Source organism: Ruegeria sp. CJ9, assembly GCF_056536625.1.
The window spans coordinates 16851-38081 of sequence record NZ_JBQFPY010000002.1; the positions used below are offsets into that span (position 1 = coordinate 16851).

At 57.9% G+C, this 21231-nt stretch carries 22 protein-coding genes; 7 read left to right on the top strand and 15 right to left on the bottom strand.

Features of this window, described 5'->3' with window-relative positions; translation table 11 throughout:
• The first annotated feature begins 108 nt into the window (after positions 1 to 108).
• Positions 109 to 891: a Hint domain-containing protein gene (locus ACR0AJ_RS05495; protein ID WP_480740316.1), complete on the top strand. Its 783-nt coding sequence runs from the start codon at positions 109 to 111 to the stop codon at positions 889 to 891.
• A 66-nt stretch (positions 892 to 957) separates the two neighbouring features.
• On the opposite strand, the gene ACR0AJ_RS05500 is transcribed toward ACR0AJ_RS05495, so the two are convergent.
• The 8 genes from ACR0AJ_RS05500 to ACR0AJ_RS05535 form a co-directional block, all read right to left on the bottom strand.
• A complete protein-coding gene (locus tag ACR0AJ_RS05500; protein ID WP_480740318.1) occupies positions 958 to 3159 on the bottom strand; it encodes a 3-hydroxyacyl-CoA dehydrogenase NAD-binding domain-containing protein in 2202 nt (733 codons plus the stop codon).
• Positions 3152 to 3640, bottom strand: a complete 489-nt coding sequence (locus tag ACR0AJ_RS05505; RefSeq protein WP_480647185.1) for a cupin domain-containing protein — start codon at positions 3638 to 3640, stop codon at positions 3152 to 3154. Before ACR0AJ_RS05505 ends, ACR0AJ_RS05500 begins: the two co-directional genes overlap by 8 nt.
• Positions 3640 to 4851, bottom strand: a complete 1212-nt coding sequence (locus ACR0AJ_RS05510) for an acetyl-CoA C-acetyltransferase (RefSeq protein WP_170549710.1) — start codon at positions 4849 to 4851, stop codon at positions 3640 to 3642. The genes ACR0AJ_RS05505 and ACR0AJ_RS05510 overlap by 1 nt, the downstream gene beginning before the upstream one ends.
• Positions 4852 to 4862: 11 nt before the next feature.
• Positions 4863 to 5501 carry a glutathione S-transferase family protein gene (locus ACR0AJ_RS05515; protein ID WP_170410522.1) on the bottom strand — a complete coding sequence of 213 codons (639 nt, stop codon included), beginning with the start codon at positions 5499 to 5501 and terminating at the stop codon, positions 4863 to 4865.
• 277 nt (positions 5502 to 5778) lie between these two features.
• Entirely contained in the window at positions 5779 to 5991 is a 213-nt protein-coding gene (locus ACR0AJ_RS05520; RefSeq protein ID WP_170349301.1) for a hypothetical protein, read from the bottom strand.
• Between the two features lie 55 nt (positions 5992 to 6046).
• Positions 6047 to 7828: an acyl-CoA dehydrogenase C-terminal domain-containing protein gene (locus tag ACR0AJ_RS05525; RefSeq protein ID WP_480647182.1), complete on the bottom strand. Its 1782-nt coding sequence runs from the start codon at positions 7826 to 7828 to the stop codon at positions 6047 to 6049.
• 46 nt (positions 7829 to 7874) lie between these two features.
• Positions 7875 to 8276 carry a MerR family transcriptional regulator gene (locus tag ACR0AJ_RS05530; protein WP_170349298.1) on the bottom strand — a complete coding sequence of 134 codons (402 nt, stop codon included), beginning with the start codon at positions 8274 to 8276 and terminating at the stop codon, positions 7875 to 7877.
• 289 nt (positions 8277 to 8565) lie between these two features.
• The gene (locus tag ACR0AJ_RS05535; RefSeq protein ID WP_170349296.1) at positions 8566 to 8934 is read right to left on the bottom strand and encodes a MerR family transcriptional regulator; all 369 of its coding nucleotides are present in this window, start codon (positions 8932 to 8934) and stop codon (positions 8566 to 8568) included.
• A 113-nt stretch (positions 8935 to 9047) separates the two neighbouring features.
• Between ACR0AJ_RS05535 and ACR0AJ_RS05540 the strand changes: the two genes are divergently transcribed.
• From ACR0AJ_RS05540 to ACR0AJ_RS05550, 3 genes are read left to right on the top strand one after another with little or no spacing between them, the layout of a single operon-like run.
• Entirely contained in the window at positions 9048 to 9467 is a 420-nt protein-coding gene (locus ACR0AJ_RS05540; RefSeq protein WP_170349295.1) for a PaaI family thioesterase, read from the top strand.
• On the top strand, positions 9467 to 9985 hold the full coding sequence (locus tag ACR0AJ_RS05545; RefSeq protein WP_170349293.1) for a PaaI family thioesterase: 519 nt from the start codon (positions 9467 to 9469) through the stop codon (positions 9983 to 9985). Before ACR0AJ_RS05540 ends, ACR0AJ_RS05545 begins: the two co-directional genes overlap by 1 nt.
• A gap of 3 nt (positions 9986 to 9988) precedes the next feature.
• The gene (locus ACR0AJ_RS05550) at positions 9989 to 11308 is read left to right on the top strand and encodes an MATE family efflux transporter (protein WP_170349291.1); all 1320 of its coding nucleotides are present in this window, start codon (positions 9989 to 9991) and stop codon (positions 11306 to 11308) included.
• On the opposite strand, the gene arsC is transcribed toward ACR0AJ_RS05550, so the two are convergent.
• Genes arsC through ACR0AJ_RS05570 form a run of 4 tightly spaced genes read right to left on the bottom strand, consistent with a single transcriptional unit; the run spans position 11278 to position 13464 of the window.
• Positions 11278 to 11646, bottom strand: a complete 369-nt coding sequence (gene arsC / locus ACR0AJ_RS05555) for an arsenate reductase (glutaredoxin) (RefSeq protein ID WP_170349289.1) — start codon at positions 11644 to 11646, stop codon at positions 11278 to 11280. The genes ACR0AJ_RS05550 and arsC overlap by 31 nt on opposite strands.
• Complete coding sequence (locus ACR0AJ_RS05560) at positions 11643 to 12701, bottom strand: quinone-dependent dihydroorotate dehydrogenase (RefSeq protein ID WP_480740322.1); 1059 nt, start codon at positions 12699 to 12701, stop codon at positions 11643 to 11645. The genes arsC and ACR0AJ_RS05560 overlap by 4 nt, the downstream gene beginning before the upstream one ends.
• Positions 12698 to 13129, bottom strand: a complete 432-nt coding sequence (locus tag ACR0AJ_RS05565) for a DUF1330 domain-containing protein (protein WP_170349285.1) — start codon at positions 13127 to 13129, stop codon at positions 12698 to 12700. Before ACR0AJ_RS05565 ends, ACR0AJ_RS05560 begins: the two co-directional genes overlap by 4 nt.
• Positions 13126 to 13464, bottom strand: a complete 339-nt coding sequence (locus tag ACR0AJ_RS05570) for a DUF952 domain-containing protein (protein WP_170349283.1) — start codon at positions 13462 to 13464, stop codon at positions 13126 to 13128. The genes ACR0AJ_RS05565 and ACR0AJ_RS05570 overlap by 4 nt, the downstream gene beginning before the upstream one ends.
• A gap of 109 nt (positions 13465 to 13573) precedes the next feature.
• Between ACR0AJ_RS05570 and ACR0AJ_RS05575 the strand changes: the two genes are divergently transcribed.
• On the top strand, positions 13574 to 15151 hold the full coding sequence (locus tag ACR0AJ_RS05575) for a bifunctional metallophosphatase/5'-nucleotidase (RefSeq protein ID WP_170349281.1): 1578 nt from the start codon (positions 13574 to 13576) through the stop codon (positions 15149 to 15151).
• 63 nt (positions 15152 to 15214) lie between these two features.
• On the opposite strand, the gene ACR0AJ_RS05580 is transcribed toward ACR0AJ_RS05575, so the two are convergent.
• Positions 15215 to 16867, bottom strand: coding sequence for a tetratricopeptide repeat-containing sulfotransferase family protein (locus ACR0AJ_RS05580; protein WP_170410505.1), 1653 nt, complete (start codon positions 16865 to 16867; stop codon positions 15215 to 15217).
• Between the two features lie 55 nt (positions 16868 to 16922).
• On the opposite strand from ACR0AJ_RS05580, the gene ACR0AJ_RS05585 reads away from it, so the two are divergent.
• Positions 16923 to 17588, top strand: coding sequence for an SOS response-associated peptidase (locus ACR0AJ_RS05585; protein WP_170349278.1), 666 nt, complete (start codon positions 16923 to 16925; stop codon positions 17586 to 17588).
• 44 nt (positions 17589 to 17632) lie between these two features.
• Complete coding sequence (gene mnmH, locus ACR0AJ_RS05590) at positions 17633 to 18685, top strand: tRNA 2-selenouridine(34) synthase MnmH (RefSeq protein WP_480740325.1); 1053 nt, start codon at positions 17633 to 17635, stop codon at positions 18683 to 18685.
• Here the strand turns inward: mnmH and selD are convergent.
• Entirely contained in the window at positions 18676 to 20835 is a 2160-nt protein-coding gene (gene selD, locus ACR0AJ_RS05595; protein WP_480740327.1) for a selenide, water dikinase SelD, read from the bottom strand. The two genes, mnmH and selD, sit on opposite strands and share 10 nt — an antisense overlap.
• A gap of 5 nt (positions 20836 to 20840) precedes the next feature.
• On the bottom strand, positions 20841 to 21224 hold the full coding sequence (locus ACR0AJ_RS05600) for a Na+/H+ antiporter subunit G (RefSeq protein WP_170549683.1): 384 nt from the start codon (positions 21222 to 21224) through the stop codon (positions 20841 to 20843).
• Positions 21225 to 21231: the final 7 nt, after the last annotated feature.

The window sequence follows — 21231 nt, forward strand, 5'->3', positions numbered from 1 at the left end:
TTTGGGTGTAGGTCGTTTATCGACCCCGAAATGGTGCAAATCTGGCCGTAATATGTCAAAAATAAGTCATCCCACTTAATCCTGTGTTAATCATCGAACGTAGTTGTAGTGAGTAAAGAGTGGGTTCGGTTCTTGTTGAAAGTAGAGAGTGTCATTGATTTTGCAGAGCGTTCTGAGTACCAGGGCACCGCTGAACCGCAGGCCGCGTTGAACGCACGCCGGGGCGGTCTGGTACATGGAACCAAGGTTGCAACCAAAGGTGGATGGAAGCTGGTAGAAGAGCTTCAGGTTGGCGACCTCATTCGTACATTGGACAATGGTTTCAAGGCGATAAATCGCATTGCGACGGATTGCATTACGGTGCCGCCCGATGAAACCAATGCCGATAGCATGCCGGTGCGCATACCTTCACATGCGGCCTATAATGGTCGGCCGGTCTGGCTGATGCCGGAACAGGGCGTGGCGTTGGATAACACCAAGCTGGACCATGATCCGATCGCGCTGCCGGTCAGCCTGCCTGTTGTTTCGGCAAGGTTGCTGAGCGGCTTGTTTCGCATCACTTCGAATGTGCCTGCGTCCTGTTTCGATATCAGCACCCTGTTCTTCGATCAGGATGAGGTGATCTATATCGAGGGCGGCTTCCGGGCCTTCTGCCCGTCGGGGCGTTTTGGATCACGTAATGTCTCTGGTAGGGCGTCATATAAGGTTGTCTCGGCCGAGGCTGCTGCGGATTTGATCTATCTGACCGGAAGACGTCGCGATATTGCCGTTCTGGCCAATTCACTGGGCTCGCTGCCTGCACCGATCTTTGATCACCCGATTGTACCGACCAGACCGGCCAGAGGTGCACGTCGTCCTGGGCGCCCGGGACGGCCCGTCATGATGATCTGACTGGGAAGCTGTATCTGAGACTGCAAAGTAACGCTGGCGCATGGGGGCATGCGCCAGCGTTTTTCTTTAGGCGGCTTTTGCCTCGGGGTTGAAGCGGCCGTAGAAGGATTGGCCTTTCTCAGCCATCTCACGCAGCAGCGGTGGGCAGGCGAAACGTTCGCCATAGGCCTCGGCCAACTGATCACAGCGCTCGGCCGCGTACGGCGTGCCGATGATGTCCAACCAGCTGAGCGGACCACCCGACCAAGGCGCAAAGCCCCAACCAAGGATCGCGCCCACGTCACCTTCGCGAATGTCTTCCAGAACACCTTCTTCCAGCGCGCGGACCGCTTCCAGAACCTGTGCGAACATCAGACGTTCCTGCACTTCGATCAGGTCAGGCTGGTCTTCCGCATGGGGATATTTCTCTTGCAGGCCTTTCCAGTATTCGACGCGCTTTCCCTTGTCGTCATAGTCGAAGAAGCCCGCATTTGCCTTGCGACCCAGACGACCCTGTTCTTCCATCCAGAAGATCAGATCGTCCGAGGGGCTTTCCGGGTAGGCATCGCCCATCGCCGCCTTGGTCGCGCGGGCAATCTTGGCCCCCAGATCGATCGAGGTCTCATCGGTCAGCTGGATTGGCCCCACCGGGAAGCCCAACTGACGTGCGGCATTGTCGATCAGCACAGGGTTTACACCCTCAGCGATCATCCGAACCCCTTCGTTGATGTAGGGAATGATGCACCGGTTGGCATAGAAGAAGCGCGCATCGTTGACCACGATCGGCGTCTTCTTGATCTGACGTACATAATCCAGCGCCTTGGCCACCGCGCGATCCCCGGTTTCCTTGCCCTTGATGATTTCGACCAGGAACATCTTCTCGACCGGTGAGAAGAAGTGGATACCGATGAACTGTTCAGGCCGCGAGGATGCTTTGGCCAGATCAGTGATCGGCAGAGTCGAGGTGTTCGAGGCAAAGATGCAATCCTCGGGGATGATCGCCTCGACCTTCTGGGTCATCTCGGCCTTCACGCCCGGGTCTTCGAAGACTGCTTCGATGATCAGATCGCAGCCCTTCAGGTGATCAAGATCCGGGGTCGCGGTGATGCGATCCAGCATGGCCTCTTTCTTTTCAGCCGTGACCTTGCCGCGCTTCATACCCTTGTCCAGATAGCTCTCGGTATAGGCCTTGCCCTTGTCAGCGGCTTCCTGATCGCGGTCGACCAGAACCACTTCCATACCTGCTTGAGCGCTGACCAGTGCGATACCAGCCCCCATCATACCAGCGCCCAGAACACCGACCTTTTTGACGCGCTGATCGGGCACATCCTTGGGACGCACCGCGCCTTTCTCCAATGCCTCTTTGTTCAGGAACAGCGACCGGATCATTGCCGAAGATGACGGGTTCATCAGGATCGAAGTGAACCACCGCGCCTCGATCCGCAGGGCGGTGTCGAAATCGACCAGTGCACCTTCGTAGATCGAACTCAGCAATGCTTTGGCTGCCGGGAAAGCACCCTGAGTCTTGCCGTTCACCATGGCGTTGGCACCGACGAAGGTCATGAACCCGGCAGGGTGATAGGGCGCACCGCCGGGCATCTTGTAACCCTTGGCATCCCACGGCTTTACCAGATCGGCGTCTTTTGCGTTCAGAACCCACTCTTTCGCGGCAGCTACCGGATCGTCAGCCACGGCGTCGATCAACTGCGCGCCCTTGGCTTTGGCCGGGTCCATCATCTTGCCTTCCAGCAGAACAGGGGCCGAAGCCATCGCGCCAACCATGCGGCTAAAGCGCGTGGTGCCGCCGCCGCCGGGGAAGATGCCCAGCAGAATCTCGGGCAGGCCGATCTTGGCCTTGGGGTTGCTGGTCATAACGCGGTGGTGACAGGCCAGCGCGATCTCGGTCCCGATCCCGGCGCAGGTGCCGTTAATGGCGCAGACCACCGGTTTGCCGCCCTTTTTCGTCTTGGGGTCCATGCCCGCCAGTTCCAGCTTGCGCAGGATGTGGTGGCCGCCCATGACAAAGTCGAACAGGGCTTGCGCCGGTTCATCGCCTGCTTCCTCACGGATGGTGGCCAACGTGCTCAGGTCCATGCCGCCAGCAAATGAGCCTTCCTTGCCGCTTGTGATAACGACGCCTTTGACCTCATCATCTTCCAGCGCCTGATCGACCAGTGCGCTGACCAGTTCGAATGCCTCGCGGGTCATGACGTTCATGGATTTGCCCTGAGCGTCCCAGGTAATGAAGGCGACGCCGTCCGCGTCTTTGGTCAGAGTGAAATCAGTCATTGTCATCTCCAATCTGGTCAGCCGTCAGCGGGCTGCCATCCTTGCGGGTGAAGGCGAAGCCGTTTTCGTCATCCTTCACCATCATGTCTATGTCGCTGTAATAGCCGGTCTCGGTCGGGGTCCGTGTGCCCACGACCAGAAAGGTCATGGGCGCATCGGTTTTGTTCACAAGGTGGTGGCCATTGGCCTCACCTGCAGGCCAAGCGGCGCAATCGCCTGGCTGCAAGTCATGCTCGCCATCGTCGTCGATCAGTGTGCAACTGCCACTGAGGATGATGGCAAACTCGTCCTGCTCCATATGGTAATGGCGAAGTGAGGACATGCCCTGCGGTTCCAGCCGCACTATGTTAACGCCGTATTGGGTCAGCCCGCCCGCATCGCCCACACGCTGCACAAAACGACCGGCGGTCGCCTGCGCCAGTTTGCCGGGATAAGACGAGCCCCCCTTGAACGGGATCTGTGAGAGGTCCAGCTTGGGCATTAGACCCGCTCGATAATGGTTGCCGCACCCATGCCGGATGCAATGCAGAGCGTGGCCAGACCGGTTTCTTTGTCCTGACGCTCCAACTCATCCAGCAACGTGCCGATGATCATTGCACCGGTCGCGCCCAGCGGGTGACCCATCGCGATTGAGCCGCCGTTTGGATTAACCAGAGCAGGGTCGACGTCAAATGCCTGCTGGAACCTCAACACGACCGAAGCGAAGGCTTCGTTCACTTCGAACAGGTCCAGATCGCTAATCTGCATGCCATTGTCGGCCAAAATCTTCTCGGTCACCGGAACCGGGCCGGTCAGCATGATGGTCGGATCGGTACCGATCTTGGCAGTTGCCTTAATGCGGGCACGCGGCTTGAGGCCGTATTTCTCACCAAACTCCTTGTTGCCGATCAGTACGGCGGCAGCACCATCCACGATGCCCGAGCTGTTGCCCGCGTGGTGGATATGATTGATCCGCTCAAGATGCGGGTATTTGATCATCGCGACCTTGTCGAAGCCCGGCATCTGCTCACCCATCATCGCGAACGAGGGGTTCAGCGCGCCAAGGCTCTGCATGTCGGTACCGGGGCGCATGTACTCGTCGCGGTCCAGAATGGTCAGGCCGTTCTGATCCTTGATGGTGATGACCGATTTCTCGAACCGGTTGTCTTCCCAAGCGGCCGCAGCGCGTTTCTGAGATTCAACGGCCAGCGCATCGGCGTCATCACGGCTGAACCCATACTCGGTTGCGATAATATCGGCCGAGATACCCTGCGGCACAAAATAGGTATCCATCGCCAACGTTGGATCAACGGCAATCGCGGCACCATCGCTGCCCATTGCCACACGGCCCATCATTTCTACGCCGCCTGCGATATAGGCTTGGCCGGCGCCGCCTTTGACCTGGTTTGCCGCCAAATTTACGGCTTCCATCCCCGAGGCACAGAAACGGTTGATCGCCAAGCCGGGAATCGATTGATCCAGATCGGAGGCCAGCACGGCCGATCGCGCTAAACAGCCGCCCTGTTCCATCACCTGCGTGACGTTGCCCCAGATCACGTCCTCGACGGCGTGACCTTCCAGGTTGTTACGCTCTTTCATCGCGTTCAGGGTCAGGGCGGACAGGCGCACTGAGGTTACCTCGTGCAGGCTGCCATCCTTGCGGCCTTTGCCGCGCGGGGTGCGCAGGGCATCATAAATGTAAGCTTCGGTCATGGGTCTTCTCCTCAAGCTCGATCCGACGGTTTGCCGGGCATCAGGTCATAGGGGTGTTTCCAACCGGGCTGCTCGCTAAGGCGCGTCAGCCAGGCATCGATATGGGGCCAATCGGCGCGGTCAAAGCCGAATGGTTCGGGGTAATAGAGGTAGCCGCAGCAGCTGATGTCGGCGTTGGTCACGCCATCACCGACGATCCAGTCACGGTCGTCCAAATGGTCGTTCAGGATTTGATAGGCCGCCTTCAACCGCCCTTGGTTAAAGGCGATAACATCCGGGTTGCGGTGCTGTTCAGGCAAGAAGTTGATCAGAAAGCGGGTTAGCCCGGCCATCGAACTGAGCTTGTGATTGTCCCACAGAACCCAACGGAAAATCTCGTAATTCTCGTCGCGATCCTTGCCGCCGAACTTGCCAGATTTCTCGGTCACATAGGCCTGAATGGCACCGGATTGCGTGGTGCGGAAATCGCCATCGATCAGAACGGGTGCTTCGCCCATCTCGTTGACGTCGGCACGGTATTCGGATGTGCGGGTCTGGCCGTTGAAGAAATCGACAAAGACAGGCTCCCAGTCCAGTCCCGACATCTCAAGCGCCAGCGCGGCCTTGTAGGAATTTCCGCTTTCGCCGAAACAGTGCAGTTTGATAGTCATGCGATCACCCCTCCCGTGGTGTGCGTGGTCAGGTTGGATTCGAGTATTTTTGAAAAGATGAAGACTTCGCGTTCACTGTTTATCAACCTTGTTCCTTTGATATGGCCGAGCGGTACAGGCTGGAGAGCCGATGACCGTAAAAGGTGAAGTCGTCCCTGTCCTGAAGGTGAGTGCGCCCGGTGGCAGGGACGCATCACATTTTCATCTTTTCAAAAATACTCCCGCCGGAGGCGCCCAACCTCGAGTTGAGCGCGAGCAAATATCTGTTGCGCCTTGATCATCGCTTGCGCGCCTCAAGCTCAGAATTGAATTCGCGCAGCCTTCGGGTCAGCTTGTCCTCATTGATCACACTGTTGAAATTCTCGAACAGAAAGGATAACGCCTCACCTTCGTCCAACCCGGCCTCGCGCGCAAAGCCGCGCAGTTTGCGATAGCTGTCCTCGGTCATAGCGACCGGAAAGCGGCGGGTCAGGCGAAAACGTTTTGGCATTGTCTCTCTTTCGAAAGTCCGGCCTCGGGGGTAGGACCCCAAGGCCGGGTTATGTTCAGAAGTTGGCGGCCTCCAGCGCCATGACCGTTTCCGCGCCGGTCTGGATGCGCGCCAGATGCATGCCCGTGGCGGGCAGGCGGCGCGCCATGTAGAATCGACCAGTGTTGAGCTTGGTCTCGTAGAACTCTTTGTCCGACGCACCACCATCCAGCGCGTCCTGCGCTGCCTTGGCCATCTGCGCCCACATCAGGCCCAGGCAGACATGGCCGAACATGTGCATGAAGTCGTACGAACCTGACAAAGCGTTATTGGGGTTCTTCATCCCTTCCTGCATAAAATACATGCCGGCAGCTTGCAGATCCTTGGACGCGGCCTTCAGCGGTTCGATGAACGCCTTATCATAAGCCTCATCCTTGCCGCCGTTTTCCTTACAGAAGGTTTTCACCATCTCGAAAAACGCCATGACGTGCTTGCCGCCGTCCTGCGCCAGCTTACGACCGACCAGGTCCAGCGCCTGAACGCCATTGGCACCTTCGTAGATCATCGCGATGCGGGCGTCGCGGGTGTATTGCGACATACCCCATTCTTCGATGTATCCGTGGCCGCCATAGACCTGCTGCGCCTGAACGGTCATGTCGTAGCCTTCATCCGTCAAAAAGCCCTTGATAACCGGCGTCAGCAGCGAGATCAGACCGTCCGCGTCCTTGTCACCCGACCGGTGCGCCTTGTCGATCATCGTCGCGCCCCACAGGATGAAAGCGCGGGCCCCTTCGGTGAAGCTTTTCTGATCCATCAGATTGCGGCGAATATCGGGATGAACGATCAGCGGATCGGCGGGACCGTCCGGGTTCTTCACCCCGGTGACATCGCGACCCTGCAGGCGGTCCTTGGCGTATTCCAAGGCGTTCTGGAACGCAGCCTCGGCCTGAGACAGACCCTGCATGCCGACACCCAAACGCGCCTCGTTCATCATGGTGAACATGGCGCGCATGCCCTTGTGTTCTTCGCCCAGCAACCAGCCAGTGGCCTCGTCATAGTTCATGACGCAGGTCGAGTTGCCGTGGATGCCCATCTTCTCTTCGATCTTACCGACTGAGACGCCGTTGCGCTCACCCAGTGACCCGTCTTCGTTCACGATGAACTTGGGCACGATGAACAGCGACACGCCCTTGATACCCTCGGGACCGCCGGGAATCTTGGCCAGCACCAGATGGATGATGTTGTCGGCCATGTCGTGATCGCCGGCCGAGATAAAGATTTTCTGGCCGGAAATCTTATAGCTGCCGTCACTCTGCGGTTCCGCTTTGGTGCGCATCAGGCCCAGATCGGTGCCGCAATGCGGTTCGGTCAGGTTCATGGTGCCAGTCCATTCGCAACTGACCATGTTGGGCAGGTACTTGTTCTTCTGCTCGTCCGAGCCATGCGCCAGAATGGCCGAGGCCGCGCCATGGGTCAGGCCCTGATACATTGTAAAGGCCTGGTTTGCGCCCGAGAACATCTCGCCCACAGCCGTGCCGATGACGTAGGGCATGTTCTGACCGCCATACTCTTCGGGCATGTCGAGGCCGGTCCAGCCGCCTTCTTTCATCTGCTCGAACGCGTCCTTGAAGCCTGTGGGCGTGTACACGATGCCATTTTCCAACCGGCACCCTTCGGTGTCACCCACCACATTCAGGGGATGTAAAACATTGGCCGCGACCTTGCCGGCCTCTTCCAGAACGGCACCGGTGAATTCGGATTCCAGTTCACTGTACCCCGGAATATCCGAGTCTGAGATTTTCAGAACATCGTGCAGAATGAACTGAGTGTCTTTTGTAGGCGCGTTATAGACGGGCATTTGAAGCTCCCTTAAATTCAGATGTCCGGGGATTGGGCCGCCAGAGTTACTCGGCGGCTTTGTTCTCGTTCTTCATCGAGGCGATGACTTTTTCGCCCCAGCGCAGCTGTTCTTTCAGATCGTCAATGGCTTGCGTCAGCTCTTCGCGGCGGGCTTCCATATCTGCCAGACGTTCCCGTGCGATTTCAAACGTACGGGTCATCTGGGTCATTTGCTGGTCGCCCACATGGTACAGGTCCAGTAGCTGCCGGATCTCTTCCAGGCTAAAGCCAAAGCGCTTGCCGCGCAGGATCAGTTTCAGGCGCGCCCGGTCACGTTTGGTGAACAGACGTTTCTGGCCCTCGCGGATCGGAAACAAAAGTTCCTTGGCCTCGTAAAATCGCAAAGTGCGCGGCGTGACATCATATGTCTCGCACATTTCACGGATGGTCATCAGATCTTCGGTCATGGTTTCAGCACTCTTGTCACTGGCGTCTATCAAAGTCAGTTGCGCAGTTGATGCGCACGTTACAACACGTAGATGACGTTCACGTAATGCAAACGCTACGTCACTATGAAAGTTGACGTAGCATCCTCTCGCGTCAAGGTGCGGATAACGCCCAATTGAAATCGTTACGTAACGGAATTTAGCTGTGGGGCGGGGGCTGACGCCTAACGGTCAGACAGTAATTCTGACGCAGCGCTGCGCTTGCAGAATGTTCTAAAGGTCAAGAGAGGCCAGTTGATCCTGTCGAATATCAACCCAGAGATTTAGCGGTCTGGTCGCGTAGGCGCTGCAGTTCTTCCATCGCCTCGTCCAGTTGCTGACGCTGTTTTTGCAGTTCAGGCATCTGCCGGTCGGCCAGTTTTATAAACTCGGCCATTTGCGCCTGATCCCCCTGATCTTCATAGATCAGCAGCCACTGGCGAATCTCTTCCAGCGAGAATCCAAACAGGCGCCCACGCATGATCAGTTTCATCCGCGCGCATTCCCGCGGCCCATAATAACGCGAGCGGCCTTCGCGTTCGGGCTGCAGCAGTTCGATATATTCGTAATAACGCAAAGTGCGCTTGGTTACGTCGAACTCTTCGCACATCTCGTTTAATGACAAACGGTTGTCAGTCATTTGTTGTCTCCTCAGCAGCAAACTAGGGCGTCGTGGCGGCAAGCGCAACAGGCGGTCTTGCTCTTTTGCAAAGCGCAGGCTCATAAAGGACGGAATTCAAAGGACACGTATACATGGTCGACAAAGTAGAGATTGCCCGCCAGTTCATTGAGGCGATTCCGCATGCCAAAGCGCTTGGTCTGAAACTGACGACCATCAGCGATGGGGAGGCTGAAATTTCAATGCCGTATAATGCGGATCTGATCGGAGACCCCAGAACTGGCGTTATCCATGGCGGCGCTGTGTTTGCCGCCCTGGACACATGCTGTGGGGCGGCCGTTATGTCCCATCCGTCCGCTCCGGGCGGGACGGCCACAATTGACCTGAGAATTGACTATATGCGCGCAGCGACGCCGGGGCAGAGCATTACGGCGCGTGCGACCTGCTACCACATTACGCGCAATGTTGCTTTTGTTCGGGCAACCGCGATGGACGACGATCAAGAACGCCCGGTCGCAACAGCGGCAGGCGCCTTTACGGTGGAGGGATTGTAATGGTGCGTCCCCGACCCGAACCCATGCAGGTGGTCAAGCAACGTCGCGACGCGGCCCTGAAGGCGATTGTCGACGGAGTTCCTTACATCCGCTTTCTCAATATCACCTTCGACCGACGCGGCGATGAGCTGACTGGGGTGCTGAACTTTGACGACAAGCTGATCGGAAATCCATTGCTGCCCGCGCTGCATGGCGGGGTTACAGCCGCATTTCTTGAGGTGACGGCCGTCATCACGCTGAGTTGGGAACACTTCTTTCCCCGCATCGAAAGCGGTGAGATCGAGGCCGAAGATTTGTTCAAAGCCGATGCGGTGAGATTTCCAAAAACCGTTGATTTCACGGTTGACTACTTACGCTCTGGCTTGCCGCGGGATGCTTATGCGCGCGCCTTTGTCAGCCGGTCCGGCAGGCGCTATGCCTCGGTCCGGGTCGAGGCCTGGCAGGACAATCACGCACGACCCATCGCGCAGGCCACGGGGCATTTCCTGATGCCGCAGCCGAAAGCGGAAAGAGAGTAACCCGTGACGCAGCACGCCTCGGCACCCCTGACACATACGCGGGTGTTGAAAATCGCCGTTCCGATTGTGCTGTCGAATGCCACGGTTCCGATACTTGGCGCTGTGGATACCGGTGTAGTCGGTCAGATGGGGTTGGCTGCGCCCATCGGGGCCGTCGGTATGGGCGCGGTTATCCTGTCTGCGATCTATTGGATCTTTGGCTTTCTGCGCATGGGCACGACCGGTCTGGCGGCGCAGGCGCGCGGGGCAGGGGATACGGCGGAAACCGGTGCGCTATTGATGCGCGGGCTGCTGTTGGGCGGCGCGGCGGGGCTGTTCTTTATTCTCACGCAAGTCGGGCTGTTCTGGGGGGCGTTTGCCCTGTCACCCGCCAGCCCCGAGGTTGAGGCGTTGACGCAGGATTACCTGCAAATCCGCATTTGGGGTGCCCCGGCAACCATCGCGCTTTTTGCCGTTACGGGTTGGCTGATCGCGATAGAGCAGACAAGGGGCGTGTTTCTCCTGCAGGTCTGGATGAACGGGTTGAACATCTTGCTGGACTTGTGGTTCGTGCTTGGGTTGGGCTGGGGCGTCGAAGGTGTGGCCATTGCTACCCTGATCGCGGAATGGACCGGGCTGGCGCTGGGCCTGTATCTGTGCCGCGAAGCGTTCACAGGGAATCAATGGCGCGACTGGCCACGTATATTCGACGCAGCGCGATTGCGCCGGATGATGCAGGTTAATGCTGACATCATGATCCGATCTGTTCTGCTGACGGGCGCGTTCACGACATTTCTGTTCGTTGGGTCCGATCTGGGAGACGTTAACCTGGCTGCCAATCAGGTCTTGCTGCAGTTTCTTGAGATCACCGCATTTGCCTTGGACGGCTTCGCCTTTTCCGCCGAGGCTCTGGTCGGCAGTGCCGTGGGCGCGCGGAACCGGTCTCAGGTCCGGCGGGCGTCAATCATGGCGTCCCAATGGGGCGTAGGTGGGGCGTTCCTGCTGGGGGCTGTGTTCTATTTGGCTGGGCCTGCGCTGATCGATCTGATGTCAACTTCGGCCGAGGTGCGCGCGGCGGCGCGAGACTATCTTATCTGGGCCGCGCTGGCCCCGGCAATCGGGGTGGCAAGCTGGATGTTCGACGGCATCTATATCGGGGCCACCTGGACGCGTGCGATGCGCAACGCGATGGTTCAATCAGTTGCGATCTATGTGGCGGCCCTGTTCCTACTGGTGCCGGCCTTTGGTAACCACGGCTTGTGGGCCGCGCTGATGGTACTGAACATCGCGCGCGGCGTCACCATGGGCTGGCGCTATCCTAGGCTTGAGGCGCAAGTGGCCTGAATCAGCGTAAGTAGGTTTTCGGGTGGGCGTCCGATGGCAGCCTTGTCACCTGCGATTGCCAGAGGGCGCTCGATCAAGATGGGGTTCTCTGCCATTGCGGTGATCAATTCATTAGCAGGGGTTGCTTTGGTCAGACCCAGTTCTTTGAACTTTTTCTCACCCGTGCGCATCATGTCTATGGCGTTGACGCCGAGTTTGCCCAGCACCGTACGCAGCTCATCGGTCGAGGGTGCGTCTTCCAGGTATTTCCGAACCTCGATCTGCGCGCCATTCTCTTCCAGCAGAGCCAGCCCGGCGCGGGATTTCGAACAGCGCGGGTTGTGCCAATATGAAATCAAAGCCAATCCTTTCGTTTACTTCCAACTGCTTGCGCGACGTTGTTGAATCCATCTCGTTCCAGCAATTTATCGAGACCTTGCGCGATATCTGCGACCAGAGAAATACCGCCATACACCAACGCGGTATAAAGTTGCACGGCAGATGCCCCGGCGCAGATCTTGGCATACGCCTGTTCCGCGCTGCTGATACCACCCACGCCAATCAGCGGGATTTTGCCCTCGATCAGCTGGCTCAGCTGTGCCAGAACACGTGTCGATTTTTCGAATAAGGGCGCGCCGGACAGGCCGCCGGTTTGACCCTTATGCCCACTGCGCAGCCCATCGCGGGACAATGTAGTGTTGGTTGCAATCACCGCGTCAACGCCTGTTTCCTTCGCCACATCGGCGATGTCCTGCAATTCGGCCTCGGTCAGGTCAGGGGCAATTTTCAGGAAAATGGGTAAAGGCCGGGACAGACCGTTGCGAGTTTCGATCACGCCGCCCAGCAATGCGCCAAGCGCGGCCTTGCCCTGCAGGTCCCGCAGTTTCTCGGTGTTGGGGGATGAGACATTGACCGTGGCGAAATCCAGATGCTCGGCGCAATGGGCCAACACTTTGGCAAAATCGCCGGGGCGGTCGTCACTGTCCTTGTTCGCGCCCAGGTTCAGCCCGATGATCGCATTCTTGGGGCGGTCGGCCAGACGGCGCGCCATGACCTCCATGCCTTCGTTGTTGAAGCCAAAGCGGTTGATTGCGGCCTTATCCTCGGTCAGGCGGAACAAGCGAGGTTTGGGGTTGCCGGGCTGCGGGCGTGGTGTAACAGCGCCCACTTCGATAAAGCCAAAGCCTGTGCGTGAGAGGGGGGTCAAAACCTCTCCATTCTTGTCAAACCCCGCAGCCAGACCGACCGGATTGGGCAGGTCCAGTCCAGCTACGTGAGTTTTCAGCCGCGGCGATGTGACCGGCCCGGGCATCGGGGCAAGCCCGGCCTTCAACGCCTTGATCGACATGCCATGGGCGGCTTCAGGGTCCATCTTGTGCAGGACCGCCAGCCCCAGTTTCTCGGTCAGTTTCATCCGAAAGTCTCTCCACCTTTGGCCGGGGCGCAGCGGATCAGGCGCGAAGTTGCAACCGCAGCCTGCCTGTGAATAACCGCAGCCTGATAATCCGGGTCGGTCACCATTTCCAAAAACGCATGTGCAGTCGGATAGCGGGCGATAAATACCTCATCCCAATCTTCGTCCTGCGGGCCGATCAGAGTGGTCTGAAACGCGCCGCGCCACAGGATCGACGCCCCAAGGCGCGCGATAATCGGGGCGGTTTCCGCGCCGTAATTTCGATAAGCCTGCGCGCCGGTCAGCCCGGCATCCGCCAGTTCGTGGCCCGTCGGGTATTCGGCCATGTCGCGAAACTTGACCAGATTCAACATTTCGATCGGATGATCACGGTCCAGCGCCTTGAACGCTTCAAACTGGGTGCGGTCAGGGTCGACAAAAGACCTCATTCCATCCCCTCGGGGAATTGGTGGGCTTGCCCGTCAAAAGGCAGGGGGCGCGACCAGACGACATCTGTCATGCGGATCTGCCGGTAAAGATGCGGGAACAAGGCGTCACCGCGCGAGATCTCCCATTTCAGATCATCGTCCATGGCATCGGCATCGCAGGCCAACAAGGTCAAACCTTCGACACCGGCAAAGTGTTTGGCTGCGGTCTCAGCCGCCTGTTGGGCGGTCGAGAAATGGACATATCCGTCAGACACATCAATCGGTGCGCCATCCGAGGCACCCTGATCCTGCAGTGCGGCCCATTCCTCGGCCCTGAATATCTTGTAAATCAGCATGAGGTGGTGATGCCCCGCGCGACGGGCAGAATCAAGACGGATTTCCCCCTTTGACTCTTCTTGTTGGCGGGCGCACCATCACGCCAAACAAAAAACAAGGAGTATGAAGATGTTCACCCGCTTTTTGGCGTCTGCTGCAGTTCTGGGCCTAACCGCAGGTATGGCCGCAGCCGATTATAAATTGACGATTCTGCATACCAACGATTTCCACGCGCGTTTTGAGCCGATCAACAAATACGACAGCGCTTGCGATGAGGAAGACCAAGCAGAAGGTAAGTGTTTCGGCGGTTCGGCCCGGTTGGTTACTGCGGTGAATGACGCGCGCGCGCGGGCCGAAAACTCGATCCTGGTCGATGGTGGGGATCAGTTTCAGGGTTCGTTATTCTATACCTATTACAAGGGTAAGGTCGCAGCCGAGTTCATGAACAAGCTGGGGTATGACGCGATGACCGTGGGCAACCACGAATTCGACGATGGCCCCGAAGTGCTGCGCGGCTTCATCGACTCGGTGGAATTTCCGGTATTGATGTCGAACGCGGATATTGCCGACGAAGAGTTGCTGATCGACAAGATCAAGAAATCGACTGTCATCGAAGTGGGCGGGGAAAAGATCGGCCTGATTGGCCTGACACCGGAAGACACGCATGATCTTGCCTCTCCTGGTCCAAATATCAGCTTTTCTGATCCGGCCCCCGCAGTGCAGGCCGAAGTGGACAAGTTGACCGGCGAAGGCGTTGATAAAATCATCGTTCTCAGCCATTCCGGCTATGGTGTTGATCAACGCGTAGCGCAGGAAACCAGCGGGGTGGACGTAATTGTCGGCGGTCATTCGAACACTTACTTGTCGAACGTGTCCGACAAGGCAGCGGGTCCGTACCCGACCGTGGTCAACGGTGTTCAGATCGTGCAGGCCTATGCTTATGGCAAGTTTCTGGGTGAGTTGAACGTAACCTTCGACGATGAGGGCAATGTGCTTGAGGCGGTGGGCGAGCCGTTGATCATGGACAATACCGTGACCGAGGATCAGTCCGCGTTGGACCGTATCGCCGAACTGGCCGTGCCGCTGGACGAAATCCGCAACAAGGTGGTGGCGAATGCAGCAGACGCCATCGAGGGGGACCGTTCTGTCTGTCGTGTGCAGGAATGTGAGATGGGCAACCTGGTCGCCGACGCCATGCTGGCGCGTGTGGCCGATCAAGGCGTGCAGATTGCGATTGCCAACTCAGGCGGGCTGCGGGCCTCAATCGACCCGGGCGAAGTAACCATGGGCGAGGTGCTGACGGTGCTACCATTCCAGAATACCCTGTCTACCTTCGAGATCAGTGGTCAGGGGGTGATCGATGCGCTGGAGAACGGCGTAAGCCAGGTCGAAGATGTAAAGGGCCGCTTTCCGCAGGTTGCGGGTCTGACATTCATCTGGGATCCAATGGTTGCGCCGAACGAAGGGCGCGTGTCCGAGGTCATGGTTGCCGAGGGTGATGGTTTTGCGCCAATTGACCCGGCAGCGACATATCTGGTTGTGACCAACAATTATGTCCGCAACGGCGGCGACGGGTACAACATGTTCGAAGGCGACGACAAGAATGCCTATGACTTTGGTCCGGACCTGGCAGATGTCACGGCTGAGTACTTGGCTGAAAATGCGCCCTATCAGCCTTATCTGGACGGCCGTATCAAGCAGAAGTAACTCTGCGACATAGCAAAGAAAAAGGTCGCATCCCTGATGCGGCCTTTCGTGTTTCGGGCGCACTCAGCCCAAATCGTATTCGGGCCAGAGCGCGGGATCGAACCCGTCAAGCATGGGGCGTAGATGTTCGGACACGCTCTGCCATCCACCAATGGATTTGGTCGAGATCTTATTGCGGACCTGATCGATACTGGCCGTTCTGACCTGCTTGGTGTTTTTCTCGGGATGCATCATGGTTTCGTTCCATTCGATATCGCAGAACGCAGCAACCTGTTGGCTGTAGGTTTTCGGATCGGCCACTAATTTTTCATAAGGAACGGTCAGTATGCGGTCACCGAACACGGTATCCCAATGTGCCATATAGCGGCGGTACATATTCGCCGAATGAGCAATGGCTGTCAGGTTCGACGCATAACGCATCCCACCAGCCGGGAACCGCCGGATCCATTTCGACAACCCCACATCACGGGGGTCACGTAGCATGTTGATGATCTTTGCATTGGGGAAGGCGGCCAACAAGAAACCAACAAGCTGATAGTTGTGCGGCATCTTGTCAACGAACGCGACCGATCCGTCAGGAATCGGTGGCATCAGTTCGCGGAATTGCTGCGCAAATTCAGTGGCTTTTTCAGCGTCAAAACGCTGATTGCCCAATTGGAATTCATGCGACAGGTCAGACGCCAACGTCAACTCACCACACCCGGCGATATCGGGCGCCGAACTTAGCATCATCTCCATCAACGTGGTGCCCGAACGGGGCTGACCCAGAACGAAGATCGGAACCGGCCCATCGCTTGATCCGGCTGCGGGTAAATCGGTTCCAATGGGGAACAGACCGGTGATCTGGTTCAGCTTTTTCTCTTCCTCAGCGGCGTCGTACGGGTTGCTATCGTGTTGTACCTTGTTGGCTCGCACAAATTGAGGCATGGCGGCATTTAGATCGTCAATTACCGAGATCAGGTGTGCCTTGGCGAACTCCAACTCTTGATAGTCTTCGTCCTTGTTGGCGATTGCGGTCTCGACCGCCTCCATCAGTTTCGGGCCGTCATCCTTGGAGGTTACAAGGGACAACTGCAGCAAAGCGCTCATGTTTTCGGGATCTGTATCCAGAATACGCTGCAAGATTTCCTTTGACCCGTTTTTGTCACCGCTTTGGTGCAGGTTCACGGCCTTTGCGAAAGCAATCTTTATGTTTTCCGGTTCCAACTCAAAGGCGCGAGAAACATCGCGCGAGTGGTCCTCGACAAATCCAATTTTCGAATAGGCACGGGCCCGTTTGCCCAGAAGGTTCACATCGTCAGGCTCGGCTTGCAGCTTCTTGCTCGCATGTTCAATGACCAGGCGCCAGTTGCTGCCTTTCAGGTGAATCTCATCCAGGACGCGGTTCAGTTCTTTGTTGTTTGGGAACTGTTCCAGCTTTTGTTCAGTATATTCCAGCGCCCTGGGGATCTGTCCGGTCTGCATAAGCGCATTTGCCAGGTTTTCCACGAATTGAGGGTCGTCTGGCTTCATTCGTGACGCTTCGACGAAATGCGGAATAGATTTCTTGTATTGCTTCATTTCGGTCAGCACAAAGCCCGAGATGGCGTGGAAATCAGAATCCTTGGGGAATTTCTTAACGCCCAACTGTGCCTTTTTCAGCGCCTGTTGCAGCTTGCCTGCTTCCAAAGCAGCCACCGCCTTGCCTTTGAGGGTATTCGCTGTTTGATTTTGCATGTGACCCCGTGACACCCTGTGCCTGTATGAAACGATTATTGATGGTTCATTACCCATGTGCGGACGGTTTGCAATAACCCTTCCAAATGACGCAATGGCGCAGCTGTTTTCAGCACGGCCCGCAAACACGTTGCCTGCTGTGCCGAACTTCAATGTTTGCCCGACAAATCAAGTGCATGTGGTGCGCGTTGGCGAAGGTGGTCGCCAGTTGGATTCGCTGCGCTGGGGGTTCCTGCCGCATTGGTACAAGACTGAAACCGCCGGTCCTTTGCTGATCAATGCGCGTGCCGAAACTCTGGCCGAAAAGCCTGCATTTCGCGCCGCCTGCCGCGAACGACGCTGCCTGATCGTGGCAACAGGGTTCTATGAATGGACCAAAACTGAACAGGGAACACGTCTGCCATGGTACATCCACCGCAAAGATGGCGCACCGATTGCATTTGCCGGGGTCTGGCAGGATTGGGGCTTTGAGGGTACGCAGCAGGGCACTTGCGCCATCGTAACAACACCGGCAAATCGCCACCTCAGCGCCGTTCATCATCGGATGCCACTGATCCTTGAGCCTGACGATTGGCCTTTGTGGTTAGGGGAGGCGGGGAAAGGCGCGGCACGTTTGATGCAACCCGGGGCCGAGGGTGTCTTGGAGTTCTACCGCGTTGATCCAGCAGTGAATTCGAACCGGGCGAACGGGCCGGACCTGATTGAACCTGTCCCGGCGTGACTGGGCGCCTTTTCATTTCAAAGTTCGCAGGATAGACCGTTGGCATGGCTTTGAAATTTTCTGATCTACCCGGCCTGTATGCGCATGATTTTGACACTGTGATCGACGTGCGCAGCCCCGCTGAATTTGCAGAGGATCATCTGCCCGGCGCCATCAACCTGCCAGTGCTTAATAACGAAGAACGCGCGCAGGTGGGTACGATCTATGTGCAGGAAAGTCCGTTTCTGGCCCGCAAGCTGGGCGCAGCGCTGGTGTTTCGGAACGCGGCAAATCACATAGAACACAGCCTGTCGCACCACGAGGGCGGCTGGAAACCATTGGTCTATTGTTGGCGTGGCGGACAGAGATCAGGGTCGTTCACATGGATGTTGCAACAGATCGGTTGGCGGGCCGAAGTGGTCGATGGCGGATACCGAGCCTATCGCCGATTGGTGAATCGCTACCTCTATGACGATCCATTGCCGCACCGGTTGGTGGCCCTCGATGGGTATACGGGCACAGCCAAGACTGACCTGCTGATGTATTTGAAGGCGCGCGGCGTTCAGGTTCTGGACCTCGAAGACATAGCCAACCACCGGGGATCTTTGCTAGGTGAAATGCCGGGCGGGCAACCCAGCCAGAAAGCCTTCGAGTCCGCTCTATCCGCCGCATTGTGCGGCTTGGACCCAGCGCGCCCGGTGGTTGTCGAGGCTGAATCCTCCAAGATCGGTTCGCTGATCCTGCCGCCAAGCTTGTGGACTGCGTTGCGGACGGCACCGCGGATTCAGGTGTCCGCTTCCCTTAAGGCGCGTACCGCGTATCTGGTCAAGGCTTACGACGATATCCTCTCGGATACCGAGCGCTTGCGCGATCGCCTGTCTCCGCTACGGTTCCATCGAGGACACGATGTGGTGGATGGATGGCTAGCGCTGATCGATGCGGGGGATAAACGGGCGCTGACGCGGGCGTTGATGGAACAACATTATGACCCGGCCTATGCCAAATCCTCCAAAACACGCGCCGCGAAGATTATCGCGCAAATCGACGTGGCGGCGCTGGACGATGCGGGCCTGAACGCCGCAGCCGCTCGGGTTGAAGAAATTCTGGATCAGCTCTGAAGCCGCAAACCCGGAGTGTCAGTCAGATGCCCGATGATGACCGCCGGATAGCACGCGTGCCTTAGCTGTTCGCACAATTCGTGCGCCTGATCGGATGCGACGGCGGCCAGTAGTCCCCCAGCAGTTTGCGGGTCAAACAGCAGGTCGGCCTTGTCCGAGGATGGAATGCCCGGAACGATTGCGCGGTTGTCCTCGAAGATTGTCGACCGGACACCTTGAGCGGCCAATTCCAGCGCGCCAGTCATCAGAGGGATCGTGTCCAGATCCAAGACTGCACCACAATCCGAGGCTTCGCACATGCCCATCAGATGTCCGGCCAGTCCAAATCCGGTTACATCCGTCATCGCATGTGCCCCGGCCAGAATGCGCGATGCTGCGCCTTGCGGCTGAACCATTTGCCGCAAGGCATCGGCCACCCAACTGCCATCAGCTTGCCCCGCCATTTCAGCGGCCATCAACACCCCGCTGCCCAGGGGTTTTGTCAGGATCAATGCATCCCCAGGACGTGCCCCGGACAAAGTGATCGGGTCATTGTCGCACAGTCCGGTCAGAGTGAAGCCGATGGTCATCTCATCCCCGAGTGAGCTGTGACCGCCCACGATTTCTGCCCCGGCGTCGCGGATGACCTCGGTGGCCGTCGTCATGATCTCGGACAAGGTGCGGTGCTGCAATTGCGGGGACATACGCGGCAGGATGATCGTTGCCGTCGCCGCCTGTGGGTTGGCCCCCATGGCCCAGATATCCCCCAGTGCGTGAACAGCGGCGATGCGCGTCATCAGCATTGGGTCATCCGTGAAGCCGCGCAGGTGGTCCGAGGTCATCACTTGCCGCGCTCCGCCGGTTGTCAGCAGGGCGGCATCGTCCCCGGGCAAGGGGGTGATGTCGTCCCGGTTCGGCTTTGGCAGGCCACTCAGAACTGTTTGCAACGCGCCGCGTCCAACCTTGGCCCCACAGCCGCCGCACATGGGTTTTTCCCCCAGGGCTTCTTGCATGCCCGCTGCATGGTGGCGCGGTAGGGCGGGGCGTGCCATCTGGGGCAGGTTGCGGAATTTATTCATGAAGCTCTGGTCGATATGGTTCTTCCATCGCCACATCACTGGCCCGCTGAACGAGGTTCCAAGACGTTCGGCCAGTGCCGATTTACCACCCAAAGAGATCAGTTTTAGGTAGTCTTTCTGCGGCTGATATCGCCGCATCTTCCCGGCCCCCAGAGCGACCCGCAGATTGTTGAACAGGACCGGAGCCTCTCGGACCGCATAGACACCGGCCTTGGGACGAGGGTTATCGGCAAGATGGGCGCAATCTCCGGCGGCAAAGATCGCCGGATCGCTGGATTGCAGATGGGCGTCCACGCGGATGTAGCCGTCATGCAGATCAAGGCCCGTCTGGGTGATCCAGTCATAGGGGCGGGCACCGGCAGCCCCGGTTATAAATTCGGCGGGAACCTTGCGGCCATCCTCTAGCAGAACATGATCCTGTTCGATGCGTGAAATCGCGGCATGCTCGATCAGCTCAATCCCCAGATCGGCCACCGCCTTACGAATGGTCGCGCCCGCCTTGGTCCCCGTCGCCGCCAAGGCCCGGGCATTGTCGATCAGTGTCACCTGCGCTGTGCGGGTTTTGGCGCGAAGGGCATGAGCCATGGCCATAACCAGTTCTACCCCCGCGACCCCACCGCCGATCACGGCGACTGAGGCGGGGCCGCTGCCATCCAGATACTCCGCCCACCTGGAGGCAAACGGTCCCAGCGGCTTGGCGGGAACTGCATGGTCAGCAAATCCGGGCAGGGCGGGCATGTCCGAGGTGATCCCCACATTGACCGACGCCACATCGAAGGCCACGGGTGGTCGGCCAGGCACATGTATCTGACGCCGGTCGATGTCGATACCATCAACCGGGCTCAGGATCACGCGCGCACCGGCAAATCGGGCAAGGCGCACCAAATCAATGTCCAGCTCCCAACGCTGGTAATGTCCGGCGACGAAGCCTGGTAGCATACCGGAATAGGGGGCATTGGCACCGGGGTTGATCACCGTCACCCGCGCACCGGGCAAAGGGTTCATGCCCCATTTCCGCAGTACAAGCGCGTGGGTATGCCCGCCGCCTATCAGAACCAGATCACGGGTCAGGGGCAGCGGAGGGTGATGCATGGAATTCAGGTCTTTGTGTGGTCTGGAACGTCTTCGACCTGCTCAACCGCGTGAGTGGCCCAAAGCTCATCCTCACCTGCGTCAGGCAGATTATCGGGCTTTTCATGGCGATGAATATGCCATTTGGCAATGAACAGGGCCGTGATCGGCGCAGTCAGGAACAGGAAAAGGGTGATCAGCAGCTCGTGCAGGGAAATATGCTGCTCGATCACTGCCGAATGAAAGATCGACGCCAGCAGCACACCACCCACACCTAACGTCGTCGCTTTGGTTGGGGCATGAAGACGCGACATCGGGTCCTTCAACTTTATCATCCCATACGAGCCGACAAAACCGAATATGCCGGATACGATCAGAAAGAAGGCGACTAGAAACTCGATTATGAACATTGGGGCG